The sequence below is a fragment of the Acinetobacter sp. ANC_7511 genome, assembly GCF_056779975.1.
In genome coordinates this window covers 51,188-63,492 of sequence record NZ_JBWYIY010000013.1, presented here as the reverse complement: position 1 = coordinate 63,492, position 12,305 = coordinate 51,188, and the positions used below count along the sequence as shown (strand labels likewise).

The following is a 12,305-nucleotide window of genomic DNA, read 5'->3' as shown; positions in this document are numbered from 1 at the left end:
CTTCAAGCCAAATCTTCAGATTTGGCTTTTTTACTTCATATTTGTATTTATAAATTATTCGTTTCGGTTGCAAAGCTAACAAGAAAAAATGATCGATTCTTGAAGTCGCTCATGGCATAGTGCGACTAATAAATCAAAATGAAAAGCACAGGACATGAGTCTAAATACGCAAATTTTAATTGCTGCAATTCTAGGTGTGGCTTTTGGCTTCTTGTTAAATGTATTCCCTGATACAGCATTTTTTAACGGAAGTTTATATGGCTTAGGGATTGCCAGTAGTATTTTTATTGGTCTACTTAAACTATTACTGATTCCTCTCATTTTTAGTTCTATTGTTGTCGGAGTTTCCAATCTACAGACTGGTGGCCAACTTGGTAGAACTTGGAAAATTACCCTCGCTTGTTGTGTCACAACCACAACTTTGGCACTGATTTTGGGGCTTGCGTGTGCGCATCTTTTCGAGGTCGGGAAGGGTGTAGACATCACCATTTTTCAAGAGACCATGAATCAGCATCAGACGCCTGATACTTTGACGCCCTCGAGTTTTTTTACCAACTTTATCCAAAATACACTAATAAACCCGTTTAAAGCATTTGCTGAAGGTAATGTGTTAGCCGTTGTCGTTTTTGCACTTTTAATTGGGGTGGCTCTCGTTAAAGGTGGTGAAAAATTTAAAACAGTGAAAGCGTTGAGTCAGCAATTTTTTGAAATCATGATGTTGATGATTGGTTGGGTGATGAAGCTCGCACCAATAGGGATTTTTGCGTTACTGGCAAAGTTAATCGCGACGGAGGACCTATCCGTTCTGAGTCGATTAGCAGAATTCGCAGCAGTAGTCACGGGAACGACCATCTTTCATGGTCTTGTTGTTTTGCCTTTGTTGCTCTGGATTTTCGGGAGAATGAATCCAATTACATTTTTTAAGGGAACACGAGCAGCCTTGATTACGGCGTTTGCTACCAGCTCAAGTTCCGCAACCATGCCGCTATCAATGAAGTGTGCTCAGGAAAATTTAGGAGTAAGACCCCAGACTGCAGGATTTGTGATCCCTCTCGGGACACAGTTGAATATGGATGGGACGGCATTATATGAGGCTGCGGCGGCGCTGTTTATTGCGAATTTAATGGGGCTTGACTTAACGTTAGGACAACAATTGATTGTGTGTGCGACAGCAATGATTGCATCTTTAGGGGCACCAGGTATACCTAGCGCAGGTATGGTTACCATGATTATGGTTTTACAATCAGTTGGACTTCCAGCAGAAGCAATCGCGATATTATTGCCGATTGACCGTTTGTTAGATACTGTCAGAACAGTGGTTAATGTGCAGGGGGATATGATGATTAGTGTTGTTGTAGATCGTTACACGAATCCTGATCATGAACCCATTGAAAAAAATACAGCTTAAAAGATTAGATCAGATATAAAAAAGCAGGGATCACCCTGCTTTTTTATTAAATACATTATGCAACTTTCAGTGCTGCGCGTTCTGCTGCTGGTGATTGATTTAGATAGTTAATCGCATCTTCAGTTTTTGCTTCATGAACAGGGTCATACCAAGGCATTAAATAGCCGAGTTGTTGAGAAACAAGCCAGAATGGGTGAGGTAGTAAACCATTGTCTTTTTGGGCAATTCGTGCCCATTCACGCCAAATCCAAGGTTTGTAAACAGCTGGTTTAATTGATTTAAAGCGAGGGTCTTGACCCATAATATGAGCAGCCCCATCAACCCATAAACCTAATACAGCAGCAATCACAACTACACTTTGATAATAGCGAGAAATATAACCACCGCCGAGATGACGATATAAGTCAAATGCAACGGTACGGTGTTCAATTTCTTCAGCTCCATGCCATTTTACGAGATCGAGCATATTGGCATCAGCGCCCAATTCACCCCATTTTTTGTTGTACAAGGCATATTTGCCGAGGACACAAGTCATATGTTCAACAGTAGCAATAATACCTAATCTGAATAAATCCCACTGATGATCTAAGGCTTTTGGGATGTTTAGACCTAAAGGTTTATCCGCTAAAAGTTTTCCAAAAAGAAAGTCCATGATATCGAGGTTACGTTGAATATCGATATGACGTGCGCTGAGATATTCTTTATTTGCTGAATTATGTGCTTGAGCGTGCATTGCTTCTTGGCGAATAAAAGCTTTCACATCTTCTGCAAGTTTTTCATCAGTAATTTTCGGCAAAACTTTGTTGTACAGACGACAAAACCAAAATTCGCCTGCTGGTAAGATGTTATTAATTTCATTGATAAAATAACTAACGAAAGGCTGATTTGGAACCCAATCTACTGGTGTATCCGCCCACTCAAATTTAACTTTACGAGGTTTGATGTGATACTCAATAGAAGATCCAATCTTACTATTTCTTAATCGAGACAATAATTTCATCACACTTTCCTGAATTTTTGTTGTGATTATCATTTTTCAGTATAAAAAAATGCCCTCAAATAACCTTAGCATTTGAGGACATTGATATATCAATTAGTGAATGTAATGATTTAACCATTCGGTAGGGTAGATACTATTCGGCTTTGTTGGATTTTAGTTCGGTTGTTTCGCTTGGTGATTCATCATCTTCTTGAATAACATGATCAAAATCTTCATCGATGTCTGATTCACTTACTTCAGGAATTGCACTTAGATCAAATCCGTTAGGCTGCTCAAGCGTAAAATTTAAACGACCAGCAATAACGCTTGCGAGTTCTTCAAGACCATGCTTATTGAGGGATGAGAACAATTGGATAGAGAAGTTAAGCTTCATTTTCTTTAATTGAGCTTTGACTTCTTGCAATGCTTTGGAAGCTGGACCACGATTTAACTTATCTGATTTTGTTAATAAAACATGGACAAATAATTTACGTGAATAAGCCCATTCTAACATCATAACATCGAAATGTTGTAAAGGGTGTCGTATGTCCATTAACAGTACAAGCCCTTGTAAACTTTCACGATGAATGAGGTAGTTTTCAAGCTCTTTTTGCCAAACGATTTTCATGCTTTCAGGTACAGCAGCATAGCCATATCCAGGAAGGTCAACTAATCTTTGTTCGGCATTGCCCATGCTAAAAAAGTTAATCATTTGTGTGCGACCAGGTTTTTTAGACGCACGTGCAAGTTGTTTTTGATTGGTTAATGCATTAATCGCACTCGATTTACCAGCATTCGAGCGACCTGCAAAAGCAATCTCATAACCTGTGTCTTCTACACATAAATTCAGTTTTGGTGCACTCATTAAGAATTCGGCTTTGCGCAACCAGTTGAGCGCTTGAACCGAATATTCAGTAATCGCTGGATCGGCTTTTTTCTCATAGCTGATCTTTTGCTTTGGGGCATTTGACGCCTTACTGTTTTTCGACTTTCCTCTGCTGTGATGCATAGCTCAACTTCAATAACTCAATTTACAATCAGCTATTATAAAGGAAGTCGCGCATGCAAGCGAATACTCAATCGAATTGAGTCAATCTATGGTGTAACTTGAATGAAAGGAATGGGTGAATCTGAATTGAATTTTGTACCTGAGGTGGGTATAACATCCTTCAGTTTAAATTGATCTAAATGCTGATAAAACTGTTTGACTGCATGATCTAAAATGCCTTTTAAGCCACAGTCACTTCTTAATACGCATGGTGGGTTATGACACTCTACAATTTGCTGATCGCCTTGAAGTGTTCTCACTAAAGTCCCTAATGAGATATTCAGAGTTTGAGGGGCTAGACGTATACCGCCACCTTTGCCTCGAGTGGTCATTAGCCAATTTTGTTTTGCCATAAAGTGAACGATTTTCATGGCGTGGTTTTCTGAGACCTGCAATTGGTTTGCCAGTTCTGCAATGGTATAAGGCAAGTCACGAGGTTGTGCGACATACATCAATATACGCAGGGCATAGTCGGTAAATTTATTCAGTTGCATAGATCGTCATAAAAGATAGCTTATTTCTATCTTAACATTGAAAGCCCAGTGAACGGAGCTTTCAATGATCTCTTAAAATCTTATTTAGGTTAAAGATTTAGATGAATTAATTTTTTAGTGGTGCAGACACCTCAACCACATCACCTACTTGATAGTGGTTTAATAAGATATTTGCCACAGAATATTCAGTTGCTTCATCTACCGCTTTTACTGTGATTTGATACTGGTCAGCTTGTGCAGCATCAAAGCTAAATTGTTGTGGTTGGCGCATCTCTTGCCCCGGTACTTGGACTCGTACCGAAATATATTCACCTGCTTCAGCCGTCGCAATGGTTTGACCGTCCTTGGCAGCTAAAGTTAAGGTTTTGGCGTTAGCTTCAGCTTCAATCGCTGTAATTTTAAATTCACGCCAGCCAGCCCAACCGCCATTTTGTGCAGTCAAAGCTTCATATTTTGATTTTTCGACACCAATTAAAATGTCTGCCAATTGCATATACGCGGCTTTCCAAGCAGCAATCAGATCAGAGTCCATTGGCACATCTAATACTTCGCTGATTGAATGCAGAAGGTTTTCACCCACAATCGAGTATTGATCCGCTTGAATGTCTAAACTTACGTGTTTAGTGGTAATTCGCTCAATCGCTTTTGCCAAAACTGTAGGATTTTCAATATTTTCAGCATATGCCAAAACAGCAGCAGCTAAAGCACGTGGCTGACGACCAGTACTTTGATGATCCATGTTAAATGTATTTTTTAACTCGGGGTTGTTGTTCAGCATGCGATTATAGAAATAGGTTGTAAGGGCAACACCATTCTCACGCAGGACGGGAACAGTCGCTTTTACAAGTTCAATATGTTGTGGCGTCATGAGCTTCAACTTTAGTTTTATTAAAAGATATATTTAAAATACATCTTTTAGGGTCGAGCTGCAATATGACTTGCATAGAAAACCTTAAAATAATTATGGGATATTAAAATATCCCATAATGAAGTTAAAAATGATGGGTAAAGGGAGGGCTATTTTTTTCCAAATAATGAGCCCAGTAGACCGCGGACGATTTTTTGCCCAGTGCTTCCGCCGAGGCTTCGTGCAGCACTTTTAGCAAACGTACCGACAATATCTTGGGTGAGTTTTTCGCGTTGTTTGGCTGCACGTTCTGCTTCTTTTTGTTGTTCACGGGCAAGGCGTTCTTGTTCTTTGGCTTGCTGTTTTGCGAAAGCTTCTTGCTCTTTAGCAATTTGCTTCGCGTAGGCCTCTTGTTCCTTAGCTTGTTGTTTTGCTAACGCTTCTTGTTCGGCTTGTTGTTGACGCTGAACTACTTTGTTTTGCAGCATTTCAAAAGCACTTTCTCGATCAAGTACTTGCTCATAAACACCTGCAACCACACTGTTTGTCATGAGCGTCTTACGCTCTTCAAGCGTGATAGGTGTAAAAGATGAATATGGGGGCATAACCCAACCGCGTTCAACTATTTGTGGCGTACCTTGCTCATCTAGACAGCTAATCAGCGCTTCACCAACTGCCAGCTCCGTAATAGCATCTTGTACTTTGAATGCAGGATTTGCTCTAAAAGTATCAGCTGCAGTTTTTACTGCTTTTTGATCTTTTGGTGTGAAGGCTCGAAGTGCATGCTGAACACGGTTGCCCAGTTGTCCTAAAACACTTTCAGGTAAATCCAGAGGATTTTGGGTGACAAAATAAATACCTACTCCCTTAGAGCGGATTAAGCGTACCACTTGTTCGATCTTTTCTTGCAAAGCAGGGCTGGCATTGTCAAACAGTAAATGAGCTTCATCGAAGAAAAATACCAATTTCGGTTTATCCATATCGCCGACTTCAGGTAATTGTTCAAACAGTTCGGAAAGCATCCAGAGTAAGAAAGTCGCATAAAGCTTTGGTGTGTTCATTAATTTGTCGGCAGCGAGCAAATTAATATTGCCGTGTCCTTGTGTATCGGTTTGGATAAAATCCATGAGGTCTAATGCAGGCTCACCAAAAAATTGATCACCGCCTTGATCGGCCAGTGCTAGCAAATTACGTTGGATTGCACCCAAGCTGGCAGGAGAAAGATTGCCGTATTCTGCTTTAAAGTCAGCTGCATGCTCAGTCACATAAGTGATCATCGCCTTGAGGTCTTTAAAGTCGATCAGTAATAAACCTTGATCATCCGCGATGCGGAAAATCGCAGAAAGCACACCTTCTTGGGTGTCATTCAAATTCAGCATTCGGGCTAAAAGCAATGGACCAATTTCTGATACTGTAGTCCGAATCGGATGACCTTGTTCGCCAAATAAATCCCAAAAAACCACAGGTGATGCGCTAAATGGGATTGATTCAATATTGAGGCTCTTGATGCGTTCATCAAATTTTGAATTATTTTCACCTGCTTTGGCAAGGCTAGAGACATCACCTTTTGCATCGGCTAAAAATACCGGCACACCAATACGAGAAAAGCTCTCTGCCAAGACCTTTAAAGTGACTGTTTTTCCTGTTCCTGTTGCGCCGGCAATCAAGCCATGTCGGTTTGCCAGTTGCGAATGTAAAACAATCTCTTGGGATGTATCTGAGGTTTTTTTTGCGATGACAATTGGTGTGCTCATAATTATTCCTTTTTATTCGATCTTTTGTTGTTGCATTATTTTGAGTGCTTGTTGAATATCTTCTATCAAATCGTGAGGATGTTCCAGTCCTATACAAAAACGAACCAATATTCCTTCTTGTAAATGTGTATGTGCAAGCTCACGCATTTGATCAATTTGATAGAGCATTACTAAACTCACTGGGCCACCCCAGCTAAAACCTAATTTAAACAGGTTAAGCGCATCACAAAAATTGCGTATATCTTGAAGATTATATTTTTTATCAAAAATTACACTGATCAAACCTGCGCTCAATTCTGATAGGCAAACTTCTTTCCAAAAAGTATGACCTGCAGATTTTGGATTGGCAGGGTGCAATACTTGTGCAAACTCATTTTGCTGTAGAAGCCAGCTTAATAAAGTTAGCGCTGATTTAGATTGGTGCGTATAACGGAGTTCCATTGAAGATAGGCTGCGCTGAATCTGTGCGGTGTCATCGCCTGATATAGAAATCCCTTGAATTGCATGCATGCGAAATAGCTTGTGGTATAAATCCTTGTTTTTTGTTACGACACTCCCCATGAGAATGTCACCACCACCGCTTGGATATTTGGTGAGTGCATGGACGGTAATATCGACTGCTAAGTGTTCTGTACCAAAATCAAAAGCATTAAAAGCTAGACCCGCTCCCCAAGTATTATCAAGTGCGGTAAGGATCTTATGCGTTTGAGCTTTTTTGACCAGATTCGTTAAATCTGGAAATTCGAGTGTTACAGATCCTGCAGCCTCTAACCAAATTAACTTAGCTTTATCACTGGGTTTAAAGCTCTCAACATCAATTGGGTTATAGACCTTAACGGCAATCCCATAACGTGATTCTAGGTTTCGCAAATGCTCCATATTTGGACCGTAAATATTGTCCGCGACCCAAACTTCATCACCATGTGCTAAAAAACAAGAATTCACCAAGTTGATTGCAGAGAGTCCGCTTGGTGCAAGTAGACAGTATTCTCCGCCTTCTAATTGTGCAATATTGTCGCCTAGCGTAAACGTGGTAGGGGTGCCATGCGTTCCGTAACTATAGTCATAAGCATCGGTCCAATGGCGATTGAAAAGAGCATCGGTATTTTCAAAAATGATCGTTGATGCACGATAAATAGGGGGTTGAATACTATTTAAAAGTTGAGGTGCTTTTCTAGGGCTATGTATGAGTTGAGTTTGCGTATTTATTTTCACAATTTACCTGTATAAACCGTCATTTTATAACTAACAAAACATACTACTAAAAAACTGCATAGCTGTGCTTTGTTTAAAATTATTTAACAACCTATAGGTTGGCTTCATTTTTGCAACTGCTAGTGCAATATAAGAAAAGTTCGGGTTGGAAAATGAAGCCATTAAAAGTGCATTACTTTCAGCATATTGCTGGTGAAGGGTTCGGAAGTTGTTATGAATATTTAAAATCAATTGGAGCACAAATTAGTGCTACGGAGTTTTTTGCATTACCTGTTGAGATGGCATTAGAAATCGAGGCGTTACCAGCAATTGAAGATATTGATTTACTCATCATCATGGGTGGAGCAATGAGTGTAAATGATGAGGCAAATTATCCATGGCTAAAAATAGAAAAAAGATGGATCCGTCGATATTTATCACTGGGCAAGCCTGCAATTGGTTTGTGTCTCGGAGGTCAGCTTATAGCCAATGCTTTGGGAGCAAGTGTACGTTTAAATGAACAACAAGAGTTAGGTTGGACTAATGTCTTCAGAACTCAACATGGTTTATCAGATTACTTTGAAATACCTAAAGAATTGGAAATAATGCAATGGCACAGTGAAACTTTTGAGATTCCTAAAGGAGGCGTCAGACTGGCTGAAAATAATGTGTGTGCAAACCAAATGTACCAAATTGGAAAGAATGTGCTGGGTTTTCAGTTTCATCCAGAAATAACGCCGAAAGTTTTACAAATGTATATTGAGAATGAAGAGCATGAGAAGGTATTTTCTGGCGCTTATGTACAATCTTTAGATACCTTAAAACAAACAAAAAAAACGAGGTTCCAAAAAGGGAATGAATTGCTGATCGATGCAATTAATTATGTATTGGGGTTCGGGCAGGGTGTACAAAAGAAAGCCGCCAACGCTTAACCGTAAATTGAGAAAAAATGATAAATAGGTTTGCTTAACAGTTAAACAATCGTTATAATGGGCGACCCTTTGATATTAAGGGCTAAACAACGTTGATTGTTGTTTAGATCGTTACAGTCGTGGCATCGATCACGACCTTAGTGATTTTCACTGCCTCTGACACTTGCCTTGTTTTCGGACAGGGGGAGATGCGTCATGGGTGATTCTTTATATATTTGGCTTGGAGTTTACTGGTATGTCTAACCAGAGAATCCGTATCCGTTTGAAGTCTTTTGATCACCGTTTAATTGATCAATCTTCTCAAGAGATCGTAGAAACAGCAAAACGTACTGGCGCACAAGTTTGTGGTCCAATCCCGATGCCAACTCGCATCGAGCGTTTTAACGTTCTAACTTCACCGCACGTTAACAAAGACGCGCGTGATCAGTATGAAATCCGCACTTACAAGCGTTTGATCGACATCGTTCAACCTACAGACAAAACTGTAGATGCATTGATGAAATTAGATCTTGCAGCTGGTGTAGACGTTCAGATCGCATTGGGTTAAGGCTTTCGGTTAATTAACACTCTAAGTTAATTAAGCCGCTTTTTTAGAGGTTTATGCACATGGCTATTGGTTTAGTCGGTCGCAAGTGCGGTATGACACGTATCTTTACAGATGCTGGTGTTTCTGTACCTGTTACAGTGATTGAGGTTGATCCTAACCGCATCACTCAAATCAAAACGCTTGAAACTGATGGTTATCAAGCGATTCAAATCACTACTGGTGAACGTCGCGAATCTCGCGTTACTAATGCTCAGAAAGGTCACTTCGCTAAAGCGGGTGTTGCTGCTGGTCGTTTAGTTCAAGAGTTCCGTGTTACAGAAGCTGATCTTGAAGGTCGTGAAGTTGGTGGAACTATCGGTGTAGATTTGTTCACAGTGGGTCAAATCGTTGACGTAACTGGTCAGTCTAAAGGTAAAGGTTTCCAAGGTGGTGTTAAGCGTTGGAACTTCCGTACTCAAGACGCTACTCACGGTAACTCTGTTTCTCACCGTGTTCTAGGTTCTACAGGTCAAAACCAGACTCCTGGTCGCGTATTCAAAGGCAAAAAAATGGCTGGCCATTTAGGTGCTGAACGCGTAACTACACAGGGTCTTGAAATCGTTGCTATCGATACAGAGCGTTCAGTTCTTGTAGTTAAAGGCGCGGTTCCTGGTGCTACCGGTGGTGACGTAACTGTTCGTCCTACTATCAAGGCTTGAGGGGAAATAACGTGAATTTAAATACTGTTTCCGGCTCTGCTGTTGAATTATCAGAAGTTGCGTTCGGTCGTGAATTCAATGAAGCTCTTGTACACCAAGTTGTTACAGCTTATTTAGCTGGTGGTCGTCAAGGTTCAAAAGCTCAGAAATCACGTGCAGACGTTTCTGGCGGTGGTAAAAAACCATTCCGTCAAAAAGGTACTGGTCGCGCTCGTGCTGGTTCTATTCGTAGCCCAATCTGGGTTGGCGGTGGTAAAACTTTTGCTGCTCGTCCACAAGACTGGTCTCAAAAAGTAAACCGTAAAATGTATCGCGGTGCTATGCAATGCATCCTAGCTGAACTTGTTCGTCAAGATCGCTTAGTTTTAGTTGAAGAGTTTGCTGTAGCTGCTCCAAAAACTAAAGAATTGCTTGCAAAACTTAACGACTTGAATGCTACTCGTGCATTAATCGTTACTGATGCTGTTGATGAGAACTTGTATCTAGCTGCTCGTAACCTTCCACACGTTGATGTGGTTGATGCTGCTGCTATCGATCCTGTTAGCTTGATCGCGTTCGATAAAGTTGTTATGTCTGTAGCTGCTGCTAAGAAAATTGAGGTAGAACTCGGATGAACAACGAACGTATCTATCAAGTCCTAAAAGGACCTGTATTCTCAGAAAAAGCACAAGTTTTAGGTGAAACTGCTGGTGTTCAAGTGTTTAAAGTTGCTATCGATGCAAACAAACTTGAAATCAAAAAAGCAGTTGAACAATTATTTGGTGTAGAAGTTGTTAAAGTTAACACGACTATCACTAAAGGTAAGACTAAACGCTTTGGTAAAACTATCGGACGTCGTTCTGATGTTAAAAAAGCATACGTCACCCTGAAAGCTGGCCAAGATGTAGAAATGGCTGACTTGGGCGATACCGCTGAAAGCACAGCGGAATAAGGACGAGAATTATGCCTATTCAAAAATGTAAGCCAACGTCTCCAGGACGTCGCTTTGTAGAGAAAGTCGTTCACGACCATCTTCACAAAGGTGCGCCTTATGCTCCGTTGGTAGAAGCTAAAAAACGTACTGGTGGTCGTAATAACAACGGTCACATTACTACACGTCACGTTGGTGGTGGTCACAAGCAACATTACCGTATTGTTGACTTTAAACGTAACAAAGATGGCATTCCTGCGACTGTAGAGCGTATCGAATACGATCCTAACCGTACTGCACACATTGCATTAGTTTTGTATGCTGATGGTGAGCGTCGTTATATCATTGCGCCTAAAGGTCTACGTGCTGGTGATAAAGTTCAATCTGGTAACGATGCTCCAATTCGTCCAGGTAACTGCTTACCACTTCGTAACATGCCTATCGGTTCTACTCTTCACAATATCGAGCTTAAAATCGGTAAAGGCGCTCAATTAGTGCGTTCTGCTGGTGCTTCTGCTCAGTTATTGGGTCGTGACGGTTCTTACGCAATTATTCGTCTACGTTCTGGCGAAATGCGTAAAGTACACGTTGAATGTCGCGCAGTTCTTGGTGAAGTTTCTAACCAAGAAAGCAACTTACGTTCACTAGGTAAAGCTGGTGCTTCACGCTGGCGTGGTGTTCGTCCTACCGTTCGTGGTATGGCGATGAACCCGGTAGATCACCCACATGGTGGTGGTGAAGGGCGTAACAAAGGTATTCAACCTGTAAGCCCATGGGGTCAAAAAGCTAAAGGGTACAAGACACGTACCAATAAGCGTACGACTAAGATGATCATTCGCGACCGTCGCGTTAAGTAACAAGTAAAGGAATCTGACAATGCCTCGTTCTCTGAAAAAAGGCCCATTCGTCGATGCGCACTTGTTCGCTAAGGTTGAAGCGGCTATCGCGGCTAATAACCGTAAGCCGATCAAAACTTGGTCGCGTCGTTCGATGATCCTCCCGGATTTTGTTGGTTTAACAATTTCTGTACACAATGGTCGTAACCATGTTCCGGTAATCGTATCTGAACATATGGTTGGTCACAAGCTTGGTGAATTTGCACCGACTCGTACTTACCGTGGTCACGGTGTTGACAAGAAATCTAAACGTTAATAGGTGCTATGATGGAAGTAACTGCTAAATTACGCGGTGCCGCTATCTCGGCACAAAAAGCTCGTTTGGTTGCAGACTTGATTCGCGGCAAATCTGTTGCGCACGCTCTTAACATCCTAAACTTCAGCAACAAAAAAGCTGCAGTTTTAGTTAAGAAAGCGTTGGAATCTGCGATTGCAAACGCTGAACATAATAACAGTTTAGATGTAGACGATCTTAAAGTTTCTACGATCTACGTTGATGAAGGCATGAGCCTTAAACGTATTTTGCCACGTGCTAAAGGCCGTGCAGATCGTATTACTAAGCGTACTTGTCACATCACCGTTAAGGTAGGGGTTTGAT

General features: G+C 41.0%; 15 protein-coding genes. 9 read left to right on the top strand and 6 right to left on the bottom strand.

All coding sequences use genetic code 11. The features are described from left to right. Positions 1-154 precede the first annotated feature (154 nt). Positions 155-1,408 carry a dicarboxylate/amino acid:cation symporter gene (locus tag AC1M9L_RS10295; protein ID WP_481592045.1) on the top strand — a complete coding sequence of 418 codons (1,254 nt, stop codon included), beginning with the start codon at positions 155-157 and terminating at the stop codon, positions 1,406-1,408. 55 nt (positions 1,409-1,463) lie between these two features. On the opposite strand, the gene AC1M9L_RS10290 is transcribed toward AC1M9L_RS10295, so the two are convergent. From AC1M9L_RS10290 to AC1M9L_RS10265, 6 genes are all read right to left on the bottom strand, one after another. Continuing rightward, positions 1,464-2,408: a metal-dependent hydrolase gene (locus AC1M9L_RS10290; protein WP_481592044.1), complete on the bottom strand. Its 945-nt coding sequence runs from the start codon at positions 2,406-2,408 to the stop codon at positions 1,464-1,466. Positions 2,409-2,541: 133 nt separating this feature from the next. After that, on the bottom strand, positions 2,542-3,396 hold the full coding sequence (gene yihA, locus AC1M9L_RS10285) for a ribosome biogenesis GTP-binding protein YihA/YsxC (protein ID WP_481592043.1): 855 nt from the start codon (positions 3,394-3,396) through the stop codon (positions 2,542-2,544). Positions 3,397-3,482: 86 nt separating this feature from the next. Further along, positions 3,483-3,929 (bottom strand): RrF2 family transcriptional regulator, encoded by a 447-nt coding sequence (locus AC1M9L_RS10280; RefSeq protein ID WP_481592042.1) that lies wholly within the window; start codon positions 3,927-3,929, stop codon positions 3,483-3,485. 106 nt (positions 3,930-4,035) lie between these two features. Then, positions 4,036-4,797, bottom strand: a complete 762-nt coding sequence (locus tag AC1M9L_RS10275; protein WP_481592041.1) for a globin domain-containing protein — start codon at positions 4,795-4,797, stop codon at positions 4,036-4,038. A 149-nt stretch (positions 4,798-4,946) separates the two neighbouring features. Then, positions 4,947-6,530 carry a helicase HerA-like domain-containing protein gene (locus AC1M9L_RS10270; protein WP_481592040.1) on the bottom strand — a complete coding sequence of 528 codons (1,584 nt, stop codon included), beginning with the start codon at positions 6,528-6,530 and terminating at the stop codon, positions 4,947-4,949. Between the two features lie 12 nt (positions 6,531-6,542). Then, positions 6,543-7,745, bottom strand: a complete 1,203-nt coding sequence (locus AC1M9L_RS10265; RefSeq protein WP_481590830.1) for a PLP-dependent transferase — start codon at positions 7,743-7,745, stop codon at positions 6,543-6,545. 152 nt (positions 7,746-7,897) lie between these two features. Between AC1M9L_RS10265 and AC1M9L_RS10260 the strand changes: the two genes are divergently transcribed. The 8 genes from AC1M9L_RS10260 (at position 7,898) to rplV (ending at position 12,304) form a co-directional block, all read left to right on the top strand. Beyond that, on the top strand, positions 7,898-8,656 hold the full coding sequence (locus tag AC1M9L_RS10260) for a type 1 glutamine amidotransferase (protein ID WP_035265089.1): 759 nt from the start codon (positions 7,898-7,900) through the stop codon (positions 8,654-8,656). Positions 8,657-8,891: 235 nt separating this feature from the next. Next, positions 8,892-9,203, top strand: coding sequence for a 30S ribosomal protein S10 (rpsJ, locus tag AC1M9L_RS10255; RefSeq protein WP_004725677.1), 312 nt, complete (start codon positions 8,892-8,894; stop codon positions 9,201-9,203). Positions 9,204-9,262: 59 nt separating this feature from the next. Then, on the top strand, positions 9,263-9,901 hold the full coding sequence (gene rplC / locus AC1M9L_RS10250) for a 50S ribosomal protein L3 (protein WP_035265091.1): 639 nt from the start codon (positions 9,263-9,265) through the stop codon (positions 9,899-9,901). Positions 9,902-9,912: 11 nt separating this feature from the next. Next, a complete protein-coding gene (gene rplD / locus AC1M9L_RS10245; protein WP_035265093.1) occupies positions 9,913-10,515 on the top strand; it encodes a 50S ribosomal protein L4 in 603 nt (200 codons plus the stop codon). Further along, positions 10,512-10,832, top strand: coding sequence for a 50S ribosomal protein L23 (gene rplW, locus AC1M9L_RS10240; RefSeq protein WP_035265097.1), 321 nt, complete (start codon positions 10,512-10,514; stop codon positions 10,830-10,832). Before rplD ends, rplW begins: the two co-directional genes overlap by 4 nt. Before the next feature lie 11 nt (positions 10,833-10,843). Then, positions 10,844-11,668: a 50S ribosomal protein L2 gene (gene rplB, locus AC1M9L_RS10235; protein WP_035265099.1), complete on the top strand. Its 825-nt coding sequence runs from the start codon at positions 10,844-10,846 to the stop codon at positions 11,666-11,668. 19 nt (positions 11,669-11,687) lie between these two features. Next, on the top strand, positions 11,688-11,963 hold the full coding sequence (gene rpsS / locus AC1M9L_RS10230; protein WP_004281508.1) for a 30S ribosomal protein S19: 276 nt from the start codon (positions 11,688-11,690) through the stop codon (positions 11,961-11,963). Positions 11,964-11,974: 11 nt separating this feature from the next. Next, positions 11,975-12,304 (top strand): 50S ribosomal protein L22, encoded by a 330-nt coding sequence (gene rplV, locus AC1M9L_RS10225; RefSeq protein WP_035265103.1) that lies wholly within the window; start codon positions 11,975-11,977, stop codon positions 12,302-12,304. Position 12,305 lies beyond the last annotated feature (1 nt).